Here is a 23,378-nt window from a genome sequence, read left to right as displayed (position 1 = left end):
CCTTGGCTGTAGAGGGCGCGCCACAAAAATGCGCCAATGCCGGGCGATAGCGTTTGCCGTGCAGAAGCAGTTATGGTTTATGGCTGCAATTTCCAAGTGAAATGACGCCGAGAGGGGCCGTTCCGATCATGATTCTCCAGCGCGCTGCTGAAGCGAAAAAGCCCTTGCGGACGGCCTTGCTGGCTCTGTCGGTTCTGGCTGCGCCGTTTGTCCTGTCGGGCTGCATGTCGACGGAAGACGACATTGATCTGGCGACCTATGTGGACCAGACCGAGCCGGCGGACGTGCTCTACAATCAGGGTCTGGCCAACCTCAATGCCGGCCGCCTCACGGAAGCCAGCCGCAAGTTCGATGCCGTCGACCGCCAGCATCCCTATTCGGAATGGGCTCGCAAATCGATGGTCATGGGCGCTTTCGCGAATTACCGTCAGGGCAAGTATGACGAGGCCATCAACTCGGCCAAGCGCTATGTCTCGCTCTATCCGTCCAGTGAAGACGCCGCCTACGCGCAGTACATCGTTGGCCTGAGCTATTTCCGGCAGATCCGTGACGTGACGCAGGACCAGAAGGAATCGCGCCGCGCCATCGAGGCGATGGAAGAGGTGGTGCAGCGCTGGCCCGAATCCGAATATGTCGACGACGCCCGCGAAAAGGTGCGGTTCGCCCGCGACCAGCTTGCCGGCAAGGAGATGCAGATCGGCCGCTACTATCTCGAGCGGCGCGAATATATCGCGGCGGTCAAGCGGTTCCGCTATGTGGTCGAGAACTATTCCAACACTCGCCACATCGAAGAAGCGCTGGCTCGCCTTACCGAGAGCTATTACGCGATGGGCCTGACATCGGAAGCGCAGACGGCCGCGGCCGTGCTGGGTCAGAACTATCCTGACAGCCAGTGGTACAGGGATTCCTATACGCTGCTGCAGACCGGCGGGCTCGAGCCGCGCGACAATGCCGGTTCGTGGATATCCAAGGCCGGAAAGCTGATTACCGGCGCCTAAGCGGGTTTCATGCTTTCCAGACTGTCGATCCGCGATATCGTCCTGATCGAACGGCTGGACATCGATTTCTCGGCCGGCCTTTCCGTGCTGACCGGCGAGACCGGCGCCGGCAAATCCATACTCCTCGATGCGCTTTCGCTGGCGCTGGGCGCGCGCGGCGATGCATCGCTCGTGCGCCACGGCGCAGCGCAGGGCCAGGTCTCCGCCGTTTTCGACGTGCCGCGTAACCACCCAGCGCGCATGCTGCTCGCCGAGAATGCGCTGGACGATGACGGCGACATCATCCTGCGCCGCGTGCAGACGGCGGACGGGCGCACCCGCGTCTTCGTCAACGACCAGCCTTCCAGCGTGACTCTGATGCGCGACATCGGCCGGGCGCTGGTTGAAATCCACGGCCAGCATGACGAGCGGGCTCTGGTCGACCCCGGCGCGCATCGGGACCTGCTCGATTCGTTCGGCGGTCTGCTCGGCGAAGTCCGGACTTGCGGCGAGGCGTGGCGGCGCTGGCGTGACGGCGAGCAGGAACTGGCTCGCCACCGCGCCAAGGTGGCGGCGGCCGCCCGCGAAGCCGATTATCTGCGCGCATCCGTCGCCGAACTCGCGCAGCTCGACCCGCAGCCCGGCGAGGAAACCGAGCTCGCCGAAATCCGCACCAGCATGATGCGGGCCGAGAAGATCGCGTCCGAGATCCAGGATGCGCAGGATGTGCTGTCTGGGCCGCAATCGCCGCTGCCGCAGCTTGCGAGCCTGCTGCGGCGGCTGCAGCGCAAGGCCGGCGAAGTTCCGGGCCTGCTCGACGAGGTCGTCACGTCGCTGGACGAAGCCATGCTGTCGCTCGACGCCGCGCAATCGGCCGTCGAGGCTGCGATGCGTGCGACGGAATTCGATCCGCAGCGGCTTGAAAAGGCCGAGGAGCGGCTGTTTGCGCTGCGCGCAGCGTCTCGCAAGCACAATGTGCAGGTCGACGATCTGGCGCAGCTGCGTGACACGATGGCGGCGGACCTTGCCGATCTCGACGCCGGCGAAGAGCGGCTTCACGTCCTGGAAAAGCAGGCGGCGGCCGCCAGCGACGCCTATGACGAGATCGCCCAGCGCCTTTCCGAATTGCGCAAGGGCGCGGCGATCGGCCTGCAGAAGACGGTGATGGCCGAATTGCCGGCGCTGAAGCTCGAACGCGCCGAGTTCATCGTCGAGATGTCGAGCGAGCCCGACAACCGCATGGAAGAGGGCATAGACCAGGTCGAGTTCTGGGTGCGGACAAATCCGGGAACCCGGGCCGGCCCGATGATGAAGGTCGCGTCCGGCGGCGAGCTGTCGCGCTTCCTGCTGGCGCTGAAAGTGGCGCTCGCCGATCGCGGATCGGCGCCGACACTGGTGTTCGACGAGATCGACACCGGGGTGGGCGGGGCGGTCGCCGACGCTATCGGGCAGAGGCTGGCGCGGCTGTCGGCGCGCGTGCAGGTGTTGTCGGTGACGCATGCGCCGCAGGTCGCGGCCCGTGCCAACACGCATTTCCTCATCTCCAAATCGGGCGGAACCGAACGTGTCTCGACGGGCATCGCCGAAATGGATCGCGGCGCGCGGCAGGAGGAGATCGCCCGCATGCTGGCCGGCGCGACGATCACCGAGGAAGCGCGGGCGGCGGCCGGCAGGTTGCTCAGCGAGAACGCCGTTTAGGTGATATGCAGGCCGGCCTGACCTGAATCCGCTGCTTTTCCTGCAATCGAAAATTCTTTTATCCACACCCTCCTCCGCCCGTGCGATAATCCCCGCGCGTTTTGATGGAGGAGGCGGCGATGGACTGGGATGCTGCGATCGAGCGAAACCGCGAAGCTCTGAAACGCGTCTTGGCTATGCTCGTTGCCATGGCCGGGCTCGCCGCCTTTACCTCTCCCCTTGCGGGAGAGGATGGTTCGGCTCGGCGAGGCAAAGCCGAGGCGTTAGCCGAACCTGGTGAGGGGTTTTCCGGCCGCAGTAGCCCAACCCTTCCGCGCCATCTCCACCGCGCCGTGCTCCGCCTGCTGCGCCCAGCCGAAGCCGCGGCGCGGCGGCTCGTCATAGTGATGGCGCGAGGACTTGTCGTAAAACTGCCCCCTGCGCGCCTGAGCAAGCCGCAGCCGAGGCCCGCGATCCTGCACAACAGGCTCGGCACCGGCATTCTGATGCCGCGCGGCTTCCGGCCCGAGCCCGGCCTTCCTGCGCCCGCTCGGCGCGCAGTCTCCCTTGCCCTTCTCGATCCGCTGCCGCGTCGGCGGACTTTCGGCCGGCCGGCGGCGAGCGGGATTCCCCGCATCTCCTTTCCCGGCCTCGTCGCCCCGCATCCCGTCGTGGTCCGGCGACCGCCTTCGCCCGACGATCCGGTCGACGCCGCGCGTCTGGCGCTGCGCCTCGAGGCGCTCGCCTCGGCGCTGGACGATCTGCCGGGCCAGGCGCGGCGCTTTGCCCGCTGGCGGGCGCGCCGCGATGCCGCAGGCGCGCAAGACAGGAACCGCGACGCCGCAGGTGCGCAAGATAGGAACCGCGATGCGGCGAACGCGCTAGCACGGCAAGGCCGCCATACCGGCCGAGCCCGCCGCGTGTGGCCCTTGCGTCCCGGCCGCCCGCCCGGCGGCCGCCTCCGGCCCACTCATGAGGTTCATGAGATTCTGAGGGACCTGCAATGGTTTGCCGGCAAGGCCATGGAGCGCACTGACACGTCATGACCTCTCGGCCGCCTTCGCGGACGCAAGGAAAGGATTAATGGCCGGATGCAAAAATGCAGGCGCGGCGAGGATGAAGCGCGCCCTATCATTCGCGACGGTTTACTTTTTTTGGCATTTTGCGGAAGACTTCGCCGCCCGATCTCTCTCGAGAAACATCCATGCCGCTTACGGAAAAATCCATCGACGACCTGACCGAAGCCGAGGCTGCCACGGAGCTTGAAATACTGGCGCGGGAAATCGCCGAGCATGACCGGCGCTATCATGCCGAGGATGCGCCGACGATCTCCGACGCCGAATATGATGCGCTGAGGCAGCGCAATGCGGCGATCGAGGCGAAATTTCCCGAGCTGGTGCGGGAGGACTCGCCATCGCTCAAGGTCGGCGCGGCGCCAGCCGGCGCATTCGGGCCGGTGGTGCATGCGCGGCCGATGCTGTCGCTGGACAACGCCTTTTCCGACCAGGACGTGATCGATTTCGTGGCCAGCGTGCGCCGCTTCCTGGCGCTGCCGGCGGACCGGGAACTGGTGTTCACGGCTGAGCCGAAGATCGACGGTCTGTCGATGTCGCTGCGATACGAGAACCGCCGCCTGGTCACCGCGGCGACTCGCGGCGACGGGACAACCGGCGAGAACGTGACCGCCAACATCCACACCATTCGCGAGATTCCGCATCAACTGCCGAAGGACGCGCCGGACGTGGTCGAAATCCGCGGCGAAGTCTATATGCGCCGCGACGATTTCATGGAGTTGAACAAGCGCATGGCCGAGACCGGCCGGGTCTTTGCCAATCCGCGCAATTCGGCCGCCGGCAGCCTGCGCCAGATCGATCCGTCGATTACGAAGACGCGGCCGTTGCGGTTTTTCGCCTACGCATGGGGCGAGACCAGCGCGCCGCTCGGCGAGACGCAGTTCGAGGTGGTCCAGCGTTTCGCAGATTGGGGTTTTCCGGTCAACGAGCGGATGGTGCGCTGTAATTCGGTCGAGGCGATCATCGAGCACTATCACGCTATCGAGACCGAGCGCGCGGCGCTGCCCTATGACATCGACGGCGTCGTCTACAAGGTGGACCGCCTCGACCTGCAGGAACGGCTGGGCTTTCGCTCGCGCAGCCCGCGCTGGGCGACGGCGCACAAATTCGCGGCGGAGAAGGCGACGACGATCCTCACCGGCATCGACATTCAGGTCGGGCGTACCGGCGCGCTGACGCCTGTGGCGCGGCTTCAGCCGGTGACCGTCGGCGGCGTGGTGGTGACCAACGCCACGCTGCACAATGAGGACTACATCAAGGGCATCGGCAATAGCGGCCAGCCGATCCGCGAGGGCCGCGATATCCGGGTCGGCGACACGGTAATCATCCAGCGCGCCGGCGACGTCATCCCGCAGATCCTCGACGTGGAGATGGAAAAGCGGCCGGCCGATGCCGTGCCATACAAATTCCCTGAAACCTGCCCGCATTGCGGCAGCCATGCGGTGCGCGAGGAGGGCGAGGCGGTGCGGCGCTGCACCGGCGGCCTGATCTGCCCGGCGCAGGCAGTGGAACGCCTGCGCCATTTCGTGGCGCGCGGCGCGATGGATATCGAAGGCCTCGGCGAAAAGCAGATCGAGTTCTTCTTCAATTCCGAAGACCCGGCGCTCAGAATACGCTCGCCCGCTGACATATTTACGCTGAAGGCTCGCCAGGAAAAATCGCTTGCGAAGCTCGAGAACATCGACGGCTTCGGCACGACTTCGGTGAAGAAGCTGTTCGCAGCGATCGATGATCGCCGCAAGGTCGAGTTTTCCCGTTTCCTCTATGCGCTCGGCATCCGTCACGTCGGCGAGACCAACGCCAAGCGACTGGCGCGGCACTTCGTCAGCTTCGCGGCGTTTCGCGAGGTAGCGGAAGGGGCAGTGCCGCCGGAGGGCAAGGGCGATCCCGGCAGTGCCGCCTGGCAGGAGCTGAACGACGTCGGCGGCATCGGCGCGGTCGTGGCGGAAGCCGTCGTGGAGTTCTTTGCCGAGGAGCACAATCGCGAAGTCGTGGACGCGCTGCTGAAGGAAGTCACGCCGCTCGACGAGGCGCGCGTCGGCGATGTGTCGTCGCCGGTTTCGGGCAAGACGGTGGTGTTTACCGGCTCGCTCGAAAGGATGTCGCGCGACGAGGCGAAGGCCATGGCGGAGAAATTCGGCGCCAAGGTCGCGGGATCGGTGTCGAAGAAGACCGATCTCGTGGTGGCGGGGCCAGGCGCCGGTTCCAAGCTGAAGCAGGCCGCGGAACTCGGCATCGAGGTGATCGACGAGGATCAGTGGTTCGAAAGGGTGGGGCAGCGCTGAGCGGGACTATAGCAAGTCCTGGAATTCGGACACGGAGAGACGGGCCTGCTTGAGGATATGCGACAAAGTTGAACGCTTGATCGGGCGGTGCGCAGGTATTGTAAGCTTCAGCACTTCCGTCCGCGTGCGCTTCTGCAGCCGGATATGGCTGCCTCGCTGGCGTATCACAACCCAGCCATCTCGCTTGAGCGCGTTGATGACTCTTTCATAGGGCAGGCTTGGGACTTTTGTCGCCTCGGTCATGAGCTAGCGGCGAGTGTCACAACGCCAATTCCGCAATCTCGGCATTCGGGCCGAAGCCCATGTCGTCTTCCACCGGTTCCAGGTACAGCTGAATTGCTTCCCGGATGTTTTCCAACGCCTCCTCTTTCGTCTCGCCCTCGCTGATGCAACCGGGAAGGCTCGGAACAAAGACGGAGTAGCCGCCTTCTTCGCTTCGTTCGAGAACAACGCTCAATTTCATGGGTGCCTCCAAAGCCTGCTCATCGGCAACCTATTACACTACCGGGTGGCGGAATTCACCTCGCCATTTCTCCCTCTCACTTCAACCCTGCTGATCGCTTGGCTCAAGCGAATTCATGTGACAGGGCAGAGGTGCTCACCTACCTACACAGACTTCCTTTCCCTGGAGCCGCCATGTCCGCCGAAGCGATACAAGATGAGGCCCGGCGCCCGAGCGCGTTCTGGCGCGGCGCGCGGCTGGGCTTGCCCGTCGTAGTCGCCGCGGGGCCGTTCGGTCTGCTGTTCGGCGCGCTTGCCGTGGAAAACGGCTTCAGCGTCTTCGAAGCTGTCCTGATGAGCGCGACGATCTATGGCGGCGCGAGCCAGATGGTCGGCATCGAGCTGTTCGGCCAGAAGGTGGCGCCCTGGCTGATCGTGCTGTCGATCTTTGCCGTGAACTTCCGCCATGTTCTCTATTCCGGCGCGGTCGGGCGGCGCATCGGCCACTGGCCGCTCGCGCGCCAGGCGTTCGCGTTCTTTTTCCTGGTCGATCCGCAATACGCCGAGTCCGAAACCAAGGGCGAGCGGGGCGAAGAGATAACCTTCGCCTGGTACATGGGCATGGCGCTGCCGATCTACGTCTGCTGGGTTGCGGAGACGTGGCTAGGCGCGATGTTCGGCAATATGATCCCCAACCCGCAGGCGCTGGGGCTCGATTTCCTGCTGCCGATCTATTTCCTTGGTCTGGTCATGGGCTTCCGCAACCGGCCGCTCTGGCTGCCTATCGTGATCGCCAGCGCTGCTGCCTCCATCCTTGCCTACAAGACCATCGGCTCGCCTTGGCATGTTTCCGTCGGTGCGGTTACGGGCATTCTGCTTGCGGCGGCAATGCCCGGCAGGGCTAACGGAGGAAAGAGGCCATGAGCACGACCGTCTGGATTATCCTGGCCGGCGCGGTCATGACCTATCTGACCCGCATTGGCGGTCATATGGTGCTGTCGCGCTTCGAGCGCATCCATCCGCGGGTCGAGGCCGGGCTCAACGCCGTGCCGGCCGCGGTCTTGACGACGCTGGTCGCGCCGGTTGCGGTCTCGGCCGGTCCGGCCGAGGCGATAGCGCTTCTGGTCGCCGGGCTGGTGTCGCTCAGGGCCGGTATGATGCCGATGTTCCTGACCGGCGCTGCCGTGCTGATCGCGCTGCGGCAGGTGATAGGCTGACTACCAGCGCTAAGCCAGCGGCGCGGTCGCAGCCTCCAGCCATTTCAGCGTTTCACCGTCCACCATTGGTCCGATCTCGGAGAGCACGCGGGCGTGGTAGGCGTTCAGCCACGCGAGTTCTTCAGGCGCCAGACGGTCGGTGCGCAGCATGCGCCTGTCGAACGGGGCGAGCGTGAGTGTATCGAAACCGTGCATGGCTATGTCGCCGTCCGGCAGTTGTTCAGCGGCGGTGACGATGATGAGGTTCTCCAGCCGGATGCCGTAATGGCCGGGCTTGTAGTAGCCGGGTTCGTTGGAGAGGATCATGCCTTCGAGCAGCTTTTCCGTACCGGTCTTGGCGATGCGCTGCGGGCCTTCATGCACCGCCAGATACGAGCCGACGCCATGGCCGGTGCCGTGGGCGTAGTCCAGCCCGTGCTCCCATAGGGCCAGGCGGGCGATAGCGTCGATGTCGGCGCCGCGCGTGCCGGCGGGAAAGCGCAGGAGCGAAATGCCGATCATGCCCTTGAGCACGAGCGTATAGCGCTCGCGCATTTCGTCGGTCGGCTGGCCGACGGGGACGGTGCGGGTGATGTCGGTGGTGCCGTCCTGATACTGCGCGCCGGAATCGAGCAGGAACAGTTCGCCGTCGCCCAGCTTGCGGTTGGTCGCGCGCGACACGCGGTAGTGCATGATCGCGCCGTTCGGCCCCGAACCGGATATGGTGGAGAACGAGACGTCACGCAGCGGCATCTGGGTTTCCTCGCCTACCGCGCGGCGGAAGCCCTCGAGTTGGGTGACGGTTGCGATCTCGTCGATGGTGTCGGGTTTCTGGGCATCGAGCCAGCACAGCATTTTCGCGATCGCCGCGCCGTCGCGGCGATGCGCTGCGCGCGCGCCCTGAATTTCGGCCTTGTTTTTGGTGGCGCGCGGGATCCGGGCGGGATCGGGCGCGGAAATGACAGTTCCGCCATTGTCCTCCACCAGCGCCCGCAGGCGATCGGCGGCAAGCGCCGGATCGAGCGAAACGGCAGCGCCGGAACGAGCAAGGTCGATGATTGCGGATTCCAGACCGGCGGGCGCGCGCAGGTCGGCCAACTGGGTCAGATAGGCTTCGGTTTCGGTGGGCAGCTTGCGCTTATCCATGAAGAGCTGGTGCGCGCCATCGGCGGCGAGGATGGCGAAGCCCAACGCCAGCGGTGTGTGCGGGACGTCGCCGCCGCGGATATTGAAAGCCCAGGCGATGGACGACGGGTCGGTCAATACGGCGTGGGTCGCCTTCTGCTTCCCGATTGCCTGGGCCAGCCGCGCCAGCTTGTCCTTGGCCAGTTCGCCTGCGAAGGCGATGGGGTGGATTTCGACCGAGGCCAGCGGCGGCTTCGGCCGGTCCTGCCAAAGCTGGTCGATCGGATTGCGCTCGACCGCCACCAGCGTGGCCCCAGTCTTCTCCGCCGCGGCCTTGAGCGCTTTCACATCGCCGACCGTGTGTAGCCACGGGTCGAAGCCGAGCCGGGCGCCCTTGCCCAGATTGTTCTCGATCCATGAGGGCGGCGGTTTCTCAATCAGGCTCTCGATCGTGAAGACGCCGAGGTCGACCTGATCACGCACTTGCAGCGTATAGCGCCCGTCGACGAAGATGTAGGCCTGTTTCGCCAGCACGATTGCAACGCCCGCCGAGCCGCTGAAACCGGTCAGCCATTTCAGCCGTTCGGAGCCCGGGGCTACATATTCGCCTTGGTGCTCGTCCGATCGCGGCACGATGAAGCCGTCGAGGTCGTTGGCGGCGAGCCATTCGCGCAAGCCCGCCACGCGCGCCGCGCCCAGAGAGGCGTCGCTTACATCGTCGAAAGACTGGAACATCGGGCTCGCCTCAGTTGTGAAAAAATCGAGAGTGCGAACCTAGCTTCCGGCCAAGCCGCTTGCAACGCAGCGGCCTTGGGCCAGATGGAAATGCTGCGCTGCAAACTTTCGTCCTCGCATACGCAAAAATGGGATGGCTGCCATGCAATTCCGTCCATTCCGGAATGGATCGGCGCAGCCTATCTGTTCAGCGGGAGGACAAATTCCGATCTCTGAAAGGAGAGCGTAGATGACCACCCGTGCGAAATCCGGCTTCTTCAAATCCGCCTTCAACGCCTTCGTCGAATCGCGCCAGCGCCAGGCTGACCGCTATGTCACCGGTGCGTTGCTGGCTCTCGACGACAAGACGCTGAAGGCCAGCGGTTACAGCCGCGAAGAGCTGTCGAAGCGCAGCAGAGCTTATTTTTTCTGAACGGCTTTTAGGCGGCCTCCGGGCCGCCTTTTCGTATCTACCGCTTGAGGTGCAGCGTCACCCAGCCATCGCGTTCCAGCGTGCGGACATGGCGGAATTTTTGGCCGGCATAGGCGGCAAGCACCGCATTGCGCTGGCGCTCCAAAATGCCTGACAGCACGATGGAGCCGCCGGGTGTCAGATGCCGGGCCATTTGCCGGGCAAGCCGCATCAGCGGCCTCGCCAATATGTTTGCTACGATCAGGTCGAAAGGCCCGCGCCGCGAAAACACCGGGTGATGAAAACCGGGCGCGGTCGCTGTCTCGACCAGCGACGACACGCCATTCAGCCGGACATTGTCGGCCGCCACCCTGGTCGCGACCGGGTCGATGTCGGTCGCCAGAACCGGGATGTGCGAAAACTTCGCCAGCGCGATGGCGAGCACGGCGCTGCCGGTGCCGAGATCGAGCGCATTCCTGGGCCGCTCGCGCCGGGCGACCTCTTCCAGCACCTCCAGGCAGCCCGCCGTAGTGCCGTGATGGCCGGTTCCGAAGGCCAGGCCTGCTTCGATCTCGATGGCAAGGTCGCCGCTGCGACGCTTTTGCCGGTCATGCGCCCCATGGACGAAGAAGCGGCCGGCGCGCACCGGCTTCAGTCCTTCCAGCGACAGCGCGACCCAGTCGACATCGGGAAGGGCCTCGCGTTCGATCGGTTTAGGCAGCGAAAGCTCTTCCAGCACCGCACGCATGCGCTGCTCGGCCTCGTCTATGTCGCCATCGGCGTAGAGCGAAATCTCCTGGATGTCGCGCGCCTCATCCACCTCCAGCACAGCAATCGGAAAGCCATCCTCCTCGAACGCCGCCTCGAAGGCAGCGAAGATGCGGGCGGCGTCGATGCGCCCGGTCGTCAGGTGAAGGCGGGTTTGCGTCATGGACTTCTTTTCGCGATGAGAGCGAGCCAGCGAAGCGAACGAGCGGCGTCAGCCTTCGTCGGCCAGCCGTTTCAGCTTGGCTATCGCCGCGTCGGCGCTCTCGCCATAGGCGATGGTGCCGGCGAAATCGCCGCTGCCGTCGAGCAGCAGGATCGAGGCGGTGTGATCCATCGTGTAGTCGCCGCCCCCGAGGTCGACCTTGCGGGCATAGATGCCGAAGGATTTGGCCATTGCGGCGATCTTTTCCGGATCGCCGGTGATGCCAGTGATGCGGTCGGAGACATTGCCGACATAGGCGTCCATGATCTCGGGCTGGTCGCGCTCGGGATCGATGGTGACGAAATATGCACGGATGTCCTTGCCCTCGTCGCCGAGCCTATTCAGCCAGCCATCCAGTTCGAAAAGCGTCGTCGGGCAGACTTCGGGGCAATGGGTAAAGCCGAAGAACACCGCCGAGGGACGTCCGCGGAATGCGGCTTCCGTGATCTCGGCGCCCTTCTGGTCGACCAGCGTGAACGGCGCGCCGTACGGCTCGCCGGCGTTCTGCGAGCGGTACCAGTCGAAGGTCAGCCAGCCTATGCCGGCGGCCATCAGGACGAGAATGCCAACGAGAATGGATCGCATCATGGTGAGGTTCGCCAATCGGATTTGCTACGCGCCCGGCGCGGGGGAATCAGAAGCACCAGGAGATGCCCGCTTCGACCATCGTCATGAAGATGGCGGCGCCGTGGTCGATCCAGGACGCAAAGGCAAGGCCTGTGGCGGCAGCGAGGAGCGCTGCGCCAGCCAGGATCTTCGCGGCCGTGCCGACCGGCATCGAAACGGGTTGCTTCATGCAATAAACATAGTACGGCCAAGGCGCTGCAGAAAGGGGCCATGATGCCGCTGCCTATTGGCGCATGCGGTTCGTCGGCGGATTTTTCTTGCAAGGTCGGGTGCGCGGTCCCAACTGAACGGCGGTTCTCAACAGGAGAGAAATTTCGATGCGATTTGGCGTATCTGCGGTCCTGGCCACCATCGCCGTCTGCGCGGCTCTGCCTGCCTTCGCCCAGCAGGTCGGGGAAGTCGGCGTCGACTGGCTCGGCAACGACATCATCATCGAAGCGGTGCCGGACCCGAAAGTGCAGGGCGTGACCTGCCACGTCTCCTATTTCGAGCGCGGCATGATCGACCGGCTGCAGAAGGGTAACTGGTTCGAGGATCCGTCGGATTCGTCGATCTCCTGCCGGCAGACCGGGCCGATCACCATCGGCGACATCTCGATGGGTGAGGAGGGCGAGGAGATCTTCAACCAGGGCATCAGCCTGGTCTGGAAGCAGCAGGTGGTGAACCGCATCTACGACAAGGCCAACGATACGCTGGTCTATCTTTCGCATTCGCGTCAGGTGCAGGATGGTTCGGCGAAAATGTCGCTGACCACCGTGCCGCTCTACGGCCAGGAGGTGACCTGGACCGAGGGCAAGCCGCAATAGCCCTGCTTGCCGGGCGGGCAACGGCGGCGTAAAGCCGCTGCCATGGACGAGCCGGAAGACATCCGCTTCAAATCGCCGGAGCCGCGCATCCACCCGACGGCGGAGCTGAAATCCTGCCGGCTCGGGCGCTATTCGATCGTCGGCGAGCGCGTCATACTGCGCGAGGTGACGCTCGGCGACTTCTCCTATTTCGAGCGCCACGCCGAGGCGATCTACACCATCATCGGCAAGTTCTGCTCCATTGCCGCCAACACACGGATCAACGCGCTCGAACACCCGCTGGAGCGGCTGACCACGCACAAGGTGAGCTACCGGCCCAACGAGTATTTCCGCTATCTCGGCGTCGATGCGGGTTTCCGGCAAAGGCGGCAGGCGAAGGCGGTGACCATCGGCCATGATGTCTGGATCGGGCATGGCGCGGTCGTCATGCCGGGCGTGGCGATCGGCAATGGCGCGGTGGTCGGCGCGAACGCCGTGGTGACGCGCGATGTCGGCGCCTACGAGATCGTCGCCGGCATTCCCGCGCGGGTGCTGAAGCTGCGTTTTGCACCCGAGATTTCGGCGCGCATCGAAAGGCTGGCATGGTGGGACTGGCCGGTCGCAAAACTCGCCGATGCGGTTCCCGACATGCAGGCGCTGTCGATCGAGGCGTTTCTGGAGCGCTGGGAAGAGGCCTAGCCCGGCCCTCCCGGAACCGTGCCCTCGCCACTACCGGAACCATCCGCCCCGACGGCTGTTTTCCAATCGAAGGGCAAGCCCCTGCGAAAGGAAATCAGCATGAAACGCATGATCACCCTTGCCGCCGCATCGCTCGCCATAGCAAGCCTCACCGCGCCGTCCTTTGCCCAGGATACGACCAAGCCGCGGCCAGGCGTCGAGGGCGACGCCGCGACGGGCGGCGTTTCGCCGGACACCGACCCGACCGGCGCCACCACGACGAGCGCTCCGCCCACGATCGCCGACGTGGTCGAGGCGGTCAAAGCCAACGACAACAGCGCCTCCCAGATCGGCACCATCACCGCCGTAGGAGAGGTGAAGGTGGTGAAGATCAGCGAACTGGGCGGCAGCGCGACCGAATTGCAGACCGCGCTGACCGAGAACCAGGACGACCTGACCAAGCTGCGCAGCGCCGTCGAGGCCAATCCGGCGCTGAAGGCTGAACTCGACAAGCAGCAGGTCGAGGTAGCCAGCATCGTGGCGACCTCGATCGAGGCCGACGGCGCGGTGACGGTTTACGTGCAGTAGGGGCGAGCCGCTGAGGGGTTTTTTTGGCACAAGCTCCTCCGTTGGGAGGCGGACTGCTGAGCACAGGGATTGCGATCAAGCGCGTTTATGACGCCCCCGAGAAGAGCGACGGGTTTCGCGTGCTGGTCGACCGGGTCTGGCCGCGCGGCGTGAGCAAGGACAAGGCGGCGGTCGACCTCTGGATGAAGGAGATCGGTCTGTCGACGGAGCTGCGCAAATGGTTCGGCCACGATCCTGCGCGGTGGGATGAGTTCCGCGCCCGCTACCGCGAGGAACTCGCGGCCAAGGGCGACCTGCTCGACGAACTGCGCGGCCATGCCGAGAAGGGCCGGCTGACGCTGGTCTATTCGGCGAGGGATGAGGCGCATAACCAGGCAGTGGTGATCCGGGAGATGCTGGAGGGGTAGGGCTGCCCGCTGGGCTACTGGCGCGTGTTGTCTGCCTGGCCGCCGCGCTGCTGCTTGTCGCGCAGCTTCTCGCCCCCGGCCTGGCCGAACCTATCCTGGCCGCCTGTGCCGCCGCGTTCCGCCTGCTCCTGCCGACGGAGGTCGTTCATGTCCTTGGCAGATTCTTTAGGCGGGCCGCCGCCCTTTTTTCCTTTCTTGTTCCGATCCGGCGTTGGCATGTCGCATCTCCGTGATTGAGGTCGGGGCTGTTTCTCAACACGGGATCGGGCCGTGTTGTTCCGTAACGGGATTGAAGCAGCGAGATGGCGGGATGTTGCGATATGCCCATCGCATCGCGATTTATGTTCCTCCGTGAGAAAGCCCCGCTCTTGCGTTTTCCAAGCACTTGCTCGGGGACAAGCCCGCTCGCACGTGCAGGAAAACGCTTTCTTCCCCGCAAGGCGGAGATAGAGGCCGGCGCCGGGCTTTCTGGCGCGACGCGGCAAAGGGGAGCGCGGTTATCTCTCCCCTTGCGGGAGAGAAAGCGATTTCAACATCTTAGCCGGAGCGAAGCGGAGGCTAAGTGTTAGAAATCGCAAGTGAGGGGCTATTTTTCCCGCAATCTTCGTTGGGCTTCGCGCAGGATCGTCAGGCAGATGCTGTCGATATTCGTCAGCACTTCGTCGTTCCAGACGCGGATCGTCGCAAAGCCCTGCCTCTCGAAATGCAGATCGCGGACCTTGTCGCGTTGCGACTCCGAGTGCTGGCCGCCATCCACTTCTATGATCAGCCGTGCTTCGAAGTAGACGAAGTCGACGATGTAGCCGTCGAGCGGCACTTGGCGCCTGAACTTCAGGCCCTCCAGTTGTTTGCCGCGCAATGCCTGCCAGAGAACGTTCTCGGCTTTGGTTGAATCTGTGCGCATGGCGCGGGCGAAGGCGCGGTGAGGCGGAGGGACATTGCGGTGGATCAAGATTGGCTCCTTCTGCACATCGCATCGTGAGGCATTGCTACATCGCACTGCGAGGCATAGCCCCTCTCTTGCGATTTCTAACACTTAGCCTACGCTTCGCTCCGGACTAAGATGTTGAAATCGCTTTCTCCCCCGCAAGGGGGGAGATAATGCGCGCCGCTGCGGCTCCTCTTGGAATTCGCCGTGTTGTTACGCTATTGAAATTCCGCCCAGTCAACAGAGCCAGTAAAGTCAGCAACATAATTGGGATCAAAATCGAGGTAGATTTCCTCGTCAAGGAAACCTTCGACCTTAATCATTATTGGACGACTGGCTTCAGTTTGATCCCCAAGGTTAATAAAAAATAAGGTGCCTTTTAGATAATTGGCGTGATGCCAGAATTGATTCCAGAGCCATTGATGATCCGCGCGCAGCGCATTCAAATCATGCCAAAGTTTGTGCGGCGCGGCAGCCGTATCGTGAAAATCTCGATATGGTGAAAACTCATGCATAATCTTGCCAGTGTTGTCGTGGATTTTCTTCACACTATTGATGTCATCTTCGTCAATATTCTTGACGTCGATCTCCCAAATTGTTTGATCGTTGACGTTTTCCTTTGCGGTCATGCATGCGTGTGCCGGAAAAAGAAGCTTCGAGCTTTTTCTTAGGCGCTTAAAGGTTTCTCCTACGCGATAGTTCTGTCTGAGGTCTGGAACCTCTTCAAACTCGATATCCGCTGCGATTACGCAGAAATAGGCTATCGTTTCGCAAATCTTACGAATTTGGAGACAGGCGGTTTCGAGGTGGATTAACGAAGCTTCGCTAGCCCATAGATGTCGCCGAGCACTCATGAGGCGGATTTTCAGTATCCACGCGGTTCTAATATACTTTTCGATAAGTTCCTTTCGTGAGTGAACCGCCATCGTCCCTCAACCCCCCTGCACAAACCCATCCAAGACCCGCTTCTGCCCCGCCTTATCAAAATCGATCGTCAGCTTGTTGCCGTCGATGGCCACCACGTTGCCGTTGCCGAATTTCTGGTGGAAGACGCGGTCGCCGACGGTGAAGGGGGAGGGGGTGGCGGAGACGGACTTGGCGACGAGCTCGCCGTCGATGGTGCGGCCCTTGACCGAGCCGCGGCCGGCGCCGTAGCCGCTGTCGGTCTCGCCATAGCCGATTCGTTCGACGGCGTGGCCGGAGCGCGAGCCCCAGTTGCGGTCGGTGGCCTCGGTGCGGTTTTGCTGGGCGCGCTGCCAGCCGGGCGTGGCGTAGGTGTTGGAGAAGGCGCCGCCCCCGCTTGTGCTGCCGCCGGCTCCGCCTGTGCCGGAACCGCCGGCGCCGAGATTGTCGAAGCGCGACGCGCCATAGGGATTTTGCCGCCCACCGCGGCCGGAGGCGAAAGAGCCGCCGCCATAGGACGAGCCATAGCCGCCATAGGAGCTTCCGCCCTCGTCTACCTCGACATGGGCCTCGGGCAGTTCGTCGAGAAAGCGCGAGGGGATGGTCGACTGCCAGAGGCCGTGGATGCGGCGGTTGGAGACGAACCAGATGTGCAGGTTTTTCTTCGCGCGGGTCAAGCCCACGTATGCGAGGCGGCGCTCTTCCTCCAGGCCGGAGCGGCCGCCCTCGTCGAGCGAGCGCTGGTGCGGGAACAGGCCTTCCTCCCAGCCGGGGAGAAAGACGGTCTCGAATTCGAGGCCCTTGGCCGAGTGCAGCGTCATGATGTTGACGGCGTCGAGATTCTCCTGCTGCTCGGCGTCCATGACCAGCGCGACATGCTCGAGGAAGGAGCGCAGCGACTCGTATTCCTCCATGGAGCGGATGAGCTCCTTCAGGTTCTCGAGCCGGCCGGGCGCTTCGGCCGAGCGGTCGTTCTTCCACATGTCGGTATAGCCGGACTCTTCCAGGATGGTCTCGGCAAGCTCGGTGTGCGGCGTGTGGTCGAGTGCCGCCTGCCAGCGCGCGAAATTGGCGGCGACTTCGCGAAGGGCGGCGCGCGGCTTCGGTTTCAGCTCGTCGCTTTCGGCGAGTTTTTCGGCCGCCTCAAGCATCGGGATGCGAAGCGCGCGGGACGTGTCGTGGACCTGGCGGATGGCGGCTTCGCCCAGCCCGCGCTTGGGCACATTGACGATGCGCTCGAAGGCGAGGTCGTCGGCGCCTTGGGCGACGACGCGGAAATAGGCCAGTGCGTCGCGGATCTCCTGGCGCTCGTAGAAGCGCGGGCCGCCGATGACGCGGTAGTTGAGGCCAAGGGTGACGAAACGGTCCTCGAACTCGCGCATCTGGAACGAGGCGCGCACCAGGATCGCCATGTCGTTGAGATTGTGCTTCTCGCGCTGCGCCTGCTCAATCGTCTCGCCGACGGCGCGGGCTTCCTCCTCCGAATCCCAGGCGGCGTGGACATGGACTTTGGCGTCGTCGGCCTCGATCTTCTCGGTGAACAGCGTCTTGCCGAGCCGGCCTTCATTGTGGGCGATGAGGTGGGAGGCGGCGCCGAGGATGTGGGCGGTGGAGCGGTAGTTGCGCTCCAGCCGGATGATGGTCGCGCCGGGAAAATCCTTGTCGAAGCGCAGGATGTTGTCGACCTCGGCCCCGCGCCAGCCATAGATCGACTGATCGTCGTCGCCGACGCAGCAAATGTTGACTCTGTTTTCGCTCACGGGCCGCATCGCCGCCTGTGGCGGCTGGCCCTCCGCGGGGGCGGCCTGGCCGGCCGACGCCCGGTCGGGCTTGCGGCCTTCGGCCGAAGAGCGCCAATCTCCCTCGCCCTGCGGTCGCTGGGCGAGCAGGCGCAGCCACATATATTGCGCCGTATTCGTGTCCTGGTACTCGTCGACGAGGATGTATTTGAAGCGGCGGTGATATTCCTGCAGCACGTCCGGATAGGCGCGGAAGATGCGGATCGGGTGGCAGAGCAGATCGCCGAAATCGCAGGCATTGAGCGTCTTCAGACGGTCCTGGTAGGCCTGGTAAAGCTGGCGGCCCTTGCCGTTGGCGAAGGAGCGGGCGTCGCCTTCCGGGATTTCGGAGGGGCCGAGGCCCTTGTTCTTCCAGCCGTCGATCATCATGGCGAACTGGCGCGCCGGCCAGCGCTTGTCGTCCAGGCCCTCGGCCTGGATGAGTTGCTTGATCAGCCGCACGACATCGTCGGTGTCGAGGATGGTGAAGCCGGATTTGAGGCCGGCAAGCTCGGCGTGGCGGCGCAGCATTTTTACGCCGATCGAGTGGAAGGTGCCGAGCCAGGGCATGCCCTCGACGGCCTCGCCGACCAGCATGCCGACGCGTTGCTTCATCTCGCGCGCGGCCTTGTTGGTGAAGGTGACGGCGAGGATTTGCGAGGGAAAGGCGCGGCCGGTGGCGAGGATGTGGGCAATGCGGGTGGTCAAGACGCGCGTCTTGCCGGTGCCGGCGCCGGCCAGAACCAGCACCGGGCCCTCCGTGGTCTCGACCGCAAGGCGCTGCTCGGGGTTGAGGCCGGCGAGATAATCGGGCGCGGAAGCCTGGCGCGCGGCCATGGCGCGCGCGGCGATGCCCGAAGGCGCACGATCGCTGCTCCCAGAGCGCGGTGGCGGCGCGGGTTCGTCGAAAAAAGGCATGTCGTCCGGGAAACCTGGCATTGACACCGAATGTAGTGATTCGGGGCGGAAAGACCAGCAGCGTTTCCGTTTTGTGCCGGCAGGCGCGGCGTTTGGCCCGCGCACGGGCCGTGGCGTGCGGCAGGGCAACGCGGGTGCTCAAATGCCCGCGAGCGCACTTTCCGAAGCTGCCGTTCGCGCTAGTTCGGGAATCAGGGACGCGCGAACGACAGATATTCATGGCAGGCAGGAAAACGGCTCGAACGAGCGCCGCCGACAACGAAAGGCCACCGCCGCCCGGCGCGCCCGAACCGCGCGAGGACGAGGATTCGCGGCCTGCCTTCGGCCGCACGGGACGGGCGGCGGCGGAACTCGCCAGCGCGCTGCGCCACGATCTCGGCGTTGCCGCGCGGCGGGCGGGAAGGGCGGTCTCAGTGGGCGTAAGGCGGCTCGGGGCAAGGGCACGCGAGGCCGACTATTCGCGCATGGAGGCGAGGATCGGCGCGCTGGCCGGCTCGATCCGCGGCCTGCCGGCAATGGCGCGGCCGCTTGCCGAACGCTGGAAGGGCCGGACAGGCGGGGCGGACCTCAACATTTCGCCGGCAGCCGAACGCCGCAGGCGGTTTCCGTGGCTTCGGGCGGCGGCCTTTTCAACGCTGGCCGTGTTGGCGGTCTCGGTCGGCGTTCTGTGGTGGGCGCTGCGCGACGTGCCTTGGCAGGAGATCGCCGAAGGCTCGCTGAAGCCGGTGGTGGTGCTGGAAAGCGCCGACGGCGAAGCGATCGTGCAGCAGGGGCCCTATCAGGGCGCCTACGCCAAGCGCGAGGAATTTCCGCCGCATCTGGTCGACGCGGTGCTGGCGGTCGAGGACCGCCGCTTCTACGAGCATTACGGCATCGATTTCCGCGGCGTCGGGCGGGCGGTCTGGCGCAATCTCCTGGCCGGCGAGGTGGTCGAGGGCGGCAGCACCATCACCCAGCAGCTTATCAAGATTCTCTATCTGGAGAGCGACCGCACCTTCAAGCGCAAGATCCAGGAACTGGTCATCGCCTTCTGGCTGGAAGCGCGGCTCGGCAAGGACGAAATCCTGACGCGCTATCTCAACAACATCTATCTCGGCGCGGGCGCGACGGGCGTGCCGGCGGCGGCGCGGGTCTATTTCGACAAGGGGGTGAACCAGCTGAACCTGAGCGAATCCGCGCTGCTCGCCGGCATCATCAGGTCGCCGTCGCAGCTCAGCCCGCTCACCAACCCGCAAGCCGCCGCCAGGCGGACCGGGACAGTGCTCGACGTGATGGTGGCGAGCGGCGCGGTCGGCGAGGCCGAGGCGCGCTCGGCGAGGGCACAGGCCGCGACTCTCAACCCGGCGCGCCCGGCGCACCGCGCCGGCAGCTGGTTCTCCGACTGGGTGCTTGACGATGCGCGCGAGATCGCCGGGCCCTATCGCGGCACGATCAAGGTGCGCACGACCATCGTGCCGGAGCTGCAGGCGCTGGCCGAGGAGGCGGTGCGCGAGGGGCTCGCCTCGGAAGCGGCGGCCGGGGTCGGACAGGCCGCGCTGGTCGCGATGACGCCGGACGGCGCGGTGGTGGCGATGGTGGGCGGCCGCGACTATGCCGGCAGCGAGTTCAACCGCGCGGTGACGGCCATGCGGCAGCCGGGCTCGGCGTTCAAGCTATTCGTGCTCCATGCCGCGCTGAAGGCCGGCTATTCGCCACGCGACCGCGTCAGGGACGAGCCGGTTGAAATAAACGGCTGGACGCCGAAAAATTTCGGCGGCGAGTATAATGGCCGCGTCTCCATCGCCGAGGCCTTCGCTCGGTCGCTCAACGCCGCGATGGTCAACCTCGCGCAGGAGGTGGGCCTGAAGAACGTCGTGGCGGCGGCGCGCGAGCTCGGCATCGACGCGCCGCTGATCGAAACGCCGGCGCTGGCGCTGGGCGCGTCGGAGGTCAACCTGCTGGATCTCACCGGCGCCTACGCCTCGGTGCGGGCGGGGCTGGCGCCGATCGAGCCGTGGGGCATCGTCTCGTTTCAGAGCGAGGGCCAGCCGCAGGCGTTTCGGGTCGGGCCGTCGAAGCAGCCGGAAACCGATCTGAGCGGCGTGCAGCGCAATCTGGTCGGGCTCTTGCAGCTGGTTGTCGAGCGCGGCACCGGCAAGGCGGCCGGGCTGGAGGGTTTTGCCGCCGGCAAGACCGGCACCAGCCAGAATTATCGCGACGCCTGGTTCATCGGCTTCAACGAGCCGCTGGTGGCCGGCGTCTGGGTCGGCAATGACGACGACACGCCGATGAACGAGATCACCGGCGGCTCCCTGCCGGCGGTTATCTGGAAGAATTTCATGACGGCCGCAGAAGCGGCCGAGGGCCGGCCGGGGGCGGAGGCGGTGGCTGCCTCCGCGGAAGAGGAGACGCCGGTGTCGTGCAATGTGCGCGCCTGCTCGCGCGCCTACCGCTCGTTCCGGGCCGAGGATTGTACTTTTCAGCCGTATTCCGGGCCAAGGCGGCTGTGCGAGAAGTAGGGGTGGCGGGCTGGACCGATCGGTCTTCGCCATGAGGTGGTTTGCAGCGCAGACCTTCGCGTCAAACCAGGCGATTACCGACCATTTCTCCGCCGCTTTTACGGAGTGCCCGGTTCACAGGCTGCTGCCCTCAGGTCCGAAGGTGTGGCGTCGAAGCGCTTGCGAAAAAGCCTGTAGAAGGTCGACAGGTCGTTGAAGCCGGCATCAAAGACGATCTCGGTGATCGGAAAATGAGCAAGCGCCGGATTGCTGATCCGCCGCCTTGCCTCTTCCAGCCGCAGATCGCTCAGATAATTGTTGAACGTCGTGCCATCTCTTTCGAAGAGCTTCTGCACATAGCGCGCGCTTACCTTGTGGTCACGCCCCACCCGTTCGGCCGTGAGATCCGCTCGCTGGAGATGCCTGGCCATGTCGAGCTTAATCGCTCGCAGTCGTGCGGCGGCCACTCCGCGCCCCATGGCCTGCATCTCGGCGTCGCGCGTGGCGCCCATGAACACGGTCATAAGGTCACGCATGTGCAACGGTGCCAGATGCCGCAACGCAGGAGAGCGTGGCAATTCGTCGTGAATTGTTTCGATGTAGGAAGCGAGAAGCGACAGCGCCGGCGCACTTGCCGGGACAGACCGGCCGACCGCGCCGTCGAAATCTGCAAGCAAATGATCGAACAGGGACACCGGCATACGGAAGGTGTCGACCCTAGCGGTCTCGTTGATGCCGCTGATCGGCTCGTTCCCCCTCAGCACAACGGCCTCGCCGTTGCCGAGATCGATCTCGCGGTTTCCTTGAGTGACCTGATAAGCGCCGCTTCCCGGGCGGACGAGGAGGAAGAACAGGCTTTCCTCCGCCTCGTTCGATTGTGCCGGCCGCCGGCCCACAGTGGTCGGAGATGTGAATACGCTCGCCACGCCGAAGCCCGGGACCGCACTTAGCCGCAATTTGCTTTGAAAGGCGGTGTCCCCAACAGCTTGTATATCTACTGGCCCCATCGCATTCTTGAAGAATTCGCGATGCGCGGCCAAGCGATCCGCCTCAGGCAATTCTGCCGTGGTGAAGTGCGCTGAAAACAACTCTTCAGACATTATCGTCGCCCCCAACGCGGCCAGCGCCGTCTATTCGCATTCGCACAACTGTTCGCTCAATGCAATTCAAGCCTTCGCTTCATGCAAAGACACGCCCCGAAGATGATAAAAAAACTGCAGGCATCGCAAAGTAACGGCACCCGCGGATACAGTTCTACCACGTCGAAGGCGCCGACTGCTTCGAGCCGATCAATCCGCTATCGGAGGGGCTGAAGTAGAACTGGCCGACCTCAGGTCCGAAGGCGTGGCGTCGAAACGTCTGCGAAAAAGCCTGTAGAAAGTCGACAGGTCGTTGAAGCCGGCGTCAAAGACGATCTCGGTGATCGGCAAATGGGCAAGCTCCGGATTGCTGATCCGCCGCCGTGCCTCTTCCAATCGCAGACCGCTCAGATAATTGTTGAACGTCGTGCCGTCTCTTTCGAAGAGCTTCTGCACATAGCGCGCGCTTACCTTGTGGTCACGCCCCACCCGTTCGGCCGTGAGGTCGGCATGATGGAGGCGCCTCGCCATTTCGAGCTTGATCGCCCGCAGTCGTGCGGCGGCCACTCCGCGCCCCATGGCCTGCATTTCGGCGTCGCGCGTGGCGCCCATGAACACGGCCATGAGGTCGCGCACATGTATCGGCATCAGATGCCGCAATGTGGGAGAGCGTGGCAGTTCGTCATGTACATTTTCGATATAGGAGGCGAGAAGCGACAGCGCTGGCGCGCCGGCCGGGACCACCCGGCCGGCCGCGCCGTCGAAATCGGCAAGGAAATTGTCGAACACGGAGCGTGGAAGACGAAGAGTGTCGACGCATACGGTATTATTTGCACAATCGATCGGCTCATTGTCTCTGAGCACCACAGCTTCCCCGCAACCAAGATAGATCTCGCGATTTCTTTGCGTGACCCGAAATGTGCCGCTTGCGGGGCGGACGCGCAGAAGAATAACGCTCTCTTCGGTTTCGTTCGACGCGGGCTGCCGGGCCACCCGCTTGGGAGTCGTGGCAATACTGACTACGCCGAGGCCAGGGACGGCACTGAGCCGCAATGTGCCGTGGAACGGGGCATCATCTATCGCTTCCATATCCACCGGACCCATGGCGCCAGCCATCGATTCGTGAAAGGCGGCGAGGCGCTCCGGTTCCGGCAGATCGGTCGTGGTGAAATGCGCCGAAAAAAACTCCCCCGACATAGCAGTCGCCTCCAGGCGCAGTTATGCACTCTGCCCATCCGGCTTCGCACGACTGTTCGCTCATTGCAATGTCAGTCTTCGCTCCATGCGAAGACACGCCATGACAATGCTGAAATAACTCCAGACATCGCAAAGTAACGGCA

The 23,378-nt window shown here is 64.1% G+C and carries 24 protein-coding genes; 12 read left to right on the top strand and 12 right to left on the bottom strand.

The window, feature by feature from the left end; all coding sequences use genetic code 11:
- Positions 1-128 precede the first annotated feature (128 nt).
- From MAXJ12_RS16590 to ligA, 4 genes are all read left to right on the top strand, one after another.
- Positions 129-998: an outer membrane protein assembly factor BamD gene (locus tag MAXJ12_RS16590; protein ID WP_008837080.1), complete on the top strand. Its 870-nt coding sequence runs from the start codon at positions 129-131 to the stop codon at positions 996-998.
- Between the two features lie 9 nt (positions 999-1,007).
- Entirely contained in the window at positions 1,008-2,675 is a 1,668-nt protein-coding gene (recN, locus tag MAXJ12_RS16585) for a DNA repair protein RecN (RefSeq protein ID WP_008837079.1), read from the top strand.
- A gap of 119 nt (positions 2,676-2,794) precedes the next feature.
- Positions 2,795-3,700 carry a hypothetical protein gene (locus tag MAXJ12_RS16580; protein ID WP_008837078.1) on the top strand — a complete coding sequence of 302 codons (906 nt, stop codon included), beginning with the start codon at positions 2,795-2,797 and terminating at the stop codon, positions 3,698-3,700.
- Positions 3,701-3,858: 158 nt separating this feature from the next.
- Complete coding sequence (gene ligA / locus MAXJ12_RS16575; RefSeq protein WP_008837077.1) at positions 3,859-6,012, top strand: NAD-dependent DNA ligase LigA; 2,154 nt, start codon at positions 3,859-3,861, stop codon at positions 6,010-6,012.
- 6 nt (positions 6,013-6,018) lie between these two features.
- Here the strand turns inward: ligA and MAXJ12_RS40030 are convergent, their stop codons facing one another.
- Both MAXJ12_RS40030 and MAXJ12_RS16565 read right to left on the bottom strand, forming a co-directional pair.
- Positions 6,019-6,255 (bottom strand): type II toxin-antitoxin system HicA family toxin, encoded by a 237-nt coding sequence (locus tag MAXJ12_RS40030; RefSeq protein WP_008837076.1) that lies wholly within the window; start codon positions 6,253-6,255, stop codon positions 6,019-6,021.
- Positions 6,256-6,271: 16 nt separating this feature from the next.
- On the bottom strand, positions 6,272-6,475 hold the full coding sequence (locus tag MAXJ12_RS16565; RefSeq protein ID WP_008837075.1) for a type II toxin-antitoxin system HicB family antitoxin: 204 nt from the start codon (positions 6,473-6,475) through the stop codon (positions 6,272-6,274).
- Between the two features lie 173 nt (positions 6,476-6,648).
- On the opposite strand from MAXJ12_RS16565, the gene MAXJ12_RS16560 reads away from it, so the two are divergent.
- Together MAXJ12_RS16560 and MAXJ12_RS16555 are read left to right on the top strand one after the other, a co-directional pair.
- Entirely contained in the window at positions 6,649-7,377 is a 729-nt protein-coding gene (locus MAXJ12_RS16560) for an AzlC family ABC transporter permease (RefSeq protein ID WP_008837074.1), read from the top strand.
- Positions 7,374-7,670: an AzlD family protein gene (locus tag MAXJ12_RS16555; RefSeq protein ID WP_008837073.1), complete on the top strand. Its 297-nt coding sequence runs from the start codon at positions 7,374-7,376 to the stop codon at positions 7,668-7,670. Before MAXJ12_RS16560 ends, MAXJ12_RS16555 begins: the two co-directional genes overlap by 4 nt.
- 9 nt (positions 7,671-7,679) lie before the next feature.
- Here the strand turns inward: MAXJ12_RS16555 and MAXJ12_RS16550 are convergent, their stop codons facing one another.
- Positions 7,680-9,509, bottom strand: a complete 1,830-nt coding sequence (locus tag MAXJ12_RS16550; RefSeq protein WP_008837072.1) for an aminopeptidase P family protein — start codon at positions 9,507-9,509, stop codon at positions 7,680-7,682.
- A gap of 229 nt (positions 9,510-9,738) precedes the next feature.
- Here MAXJ12_RS16550 and MAXJ12_RS16545 point away from each other — a divergent pair, with 229 nt between their 5' ends.
- On the top strand, positions 9,739-9,921 hold the full coding sequence (locus tag MAXJ12_RS16545) for a hypothetical protein (RefSeq protein ID WP_008837070.1): 183 nt from the start codon (positions 9,739-9,741) through the stop codon (positions 9,919-9,921).
- Positions 9,922-9,958: 37 nt separating this feature from the next.
- Here MAXJ12_RS16545 and MAXJ12_RS16540 read toward each other — a convergent pair whose 3' ends face one another.
- The 3 genes from MAXJ12_RS16540 to MAXJ12_RS38225 are packed head-to-tail and all read right to left on the bottom strand — an operon-like array spanning position 9,959 to position 11,666.
- Entirely contained in the window at positions 9,959-10,831 is an 873-nt protein-coding gene (locus MAXJ12_RS16540) for a 50S ribosomal protein L11 methyltransferase (protein WP_008837069.1), read from the bottom strand.
- Between the two features lie 48 nt (positions 10,832-10,879).
- Positions 10,880-11,458, bottom strand: coding sequence for an SCO family protein (locus tag MAXJ12_RS16535; protein WP_008837068.1), 579 nt, complete (start codon positions 11,456-11,458; stop codon positions 10,880-10,882).
- 46 nt (positions 11,459-11,504) lie between these two features.
- A complete protein-coding gene (locus tag MAXJ12_RS38225; RefSeq protein WP_165033491.1) occupies positions 11,505-11,666 on the bottom strand; it encodes a hypothetical protein in 162 nt (53 codons plus the stop codon).
- 148 nt (positions 11,667-11,814) lie between these two features.
- Here MAXJ12_RS38225 and MAXJ12_RS16530 point away from each other — a divergent pair, with 148 nt between their 5' ends.
- From MAXJ12_RS16530 to MAXJ12_RS16515, 4 genes are all read left to right on the top strand, one after another.
- Complete coding sequence (locus MAXJ12_RS16530) at positions 11,815-12,303, top strand: CreA family protein (protein WP_008837066.1); 489 nt, start codon at positions 11,815-11,817, stop codon at positions 12,301-12,303.
- A 42-nt stretch (positions 12,304-12,345) separates the two neighbouring features.
- On the top strand, positions 12,346-12,981 hold the full coding sequence (locus MAXJ12_RS16525; protein WP_008837065.1) for a DapH/DapD/GlmU-related protein: 636 nt from the start codon (positions 12,346-12,348) through the stop codon (positions 12,979-12,981).
- 99 nt (positions 12,982-13,080) lie between these two features.
- The gene (locus MAXJ12_RS16520) at positions 13,081-13,548 is read left to right on the top strand and encodes a hypothetical protein (protein WP_008837064.1); all 468 of its coding nucleotides are present in this window, start codon (positions 13,081-13,083) and stop codon (positions 13,546-13,548) included.
- A 41-nt stretch (positions 13,549-13,589) separates the two neighbouring features.
- Positions 13,590-13,955, top strand: a complete 366-nt coding sequence (locus MAXJ12_RS16515; RefSeq protein ID WP_008837063.1) for a DUF488 domain-containing protein — start codon at positions 13,590-13,592, stop codon at positions 13,953-13,955.
- A 14-nt stretch (positions 13,956-13,969) separates the two neighbouring features.
- Here MAXJ12_RS16515 and MAXJ12_RS16510 read toward each other — a convergent pair whose 3' ends face one another.
- The 4 genes from MAXJ12_RS16510 to MAXJ12_RS16495 form a co-directional block, all read right to left on the bottom strand.
- On the bottom strand, positions 13,970-14,173 hold the full coding sequence (locus MAXJ12_RS16510) for a hypothetical protein (protein ID WP_008837062.1): 204 nt from the start codon (positions 14,171-14,173) through the stop codon (positions 13,970-13,972).
- 368 nt (positions 14,174-14,541) lie between these two features.
- On the bottom strand, positions 14,542-14,907 hold the full coding sequence (locus MAXJ12_RS16505) for an endonuclease domain-containing protein (RefSeq protein ID WP_008837061.1): 366 nt from the start codon (positions 14,905-14,907) through the stop codon (positions 14,542-14,544).
- Positions 14,908-15,101: 194 nt separating this feature from the next.
- The gene (locus MAXJ12_RS16500; RefSeq protein ID WP_040586526.1) at positions 15,102-15,809 is read right to left on the bottom strand and encodes a hypothetical protein; all 708 of its coding nucleotides are present in this window, start codon (positions 15,807-15,809) and stop codon (positions 15,102-15,104) included.
- A gap of 6 nt (positions 15,810-15,815) precedes the next feature.
- Entirely contained in the window at positions 15,816-18,503 is a 2,688-nt protein-coding gene (locus tag MAXJ12_RS16495) for an ATP-dependent helicase (protein WP_008837059.1), read from the bottom strand.
- Between the two features lie 197 nt (positions 18,504-18,700).
- On the opposite strand from MAXJ12_RS16495, the gene MAXJ12_RS16490 reads away from it, so the two are divergent.
- Positions 18,701-20,980 carry a PBP1A family penicillin-binding protein gene (locus MAXJ12_RS16490; RefSeq protein ID WP_008837058.1) on the top strand — a complete coding sequence of 760 codons (2,280 nt, stop codon included), beginning with the start codon at positions 18,701-18,703 and terminating at the stop codon, positions 20,978-20,980.
- Between the two features lie 98 nt (positions 20,981-21,078).
- Here MAXJ12_RS16490 and MAXJ12_RS16485 read toward each other — a convergent pair whose 3' ends face one another.
- A complete protein-coding gene (locus tag MAXJ12_RS16485; protein ID WP_008837057.1) occupies positions 21,079-22,059 on the bottom strand; it encodes an AraC family transcriptional regulator in 981 nt (326 codons plus the stop codon).
- 189 nt (positions 22,060-22,248) lie between these two features.
- Complete coding sequence (locus MAXJ12_RS34455; RefSeq protein ID WP_008837056.1) at positions 22,249-23,235, bottom strand: AraC family transcriptional regulator; 987 nt, start codon at positions 23,233-23,235, stop codon at positions 22,249-22,251.
- Positions 23,236-23,378 lie beyond the last annotated feature (143 nt).

The sequence above is a fragment of the Mesorhizobium alhagi CCNWXJ12-2 genome (assembly GCF_000236565.1).
In the GTDB taxonomy this organism is placed as follows: Bacteria; Pseudomonadota; Alphaproteobacteria; order Rhizobiales; family Rhizobiaceae; genus Allomesorhizobium; species Allomesorhizobium alhagi.
This window is presented reverse-complemented; position numbering and strand designations above follow the sequence as displayed.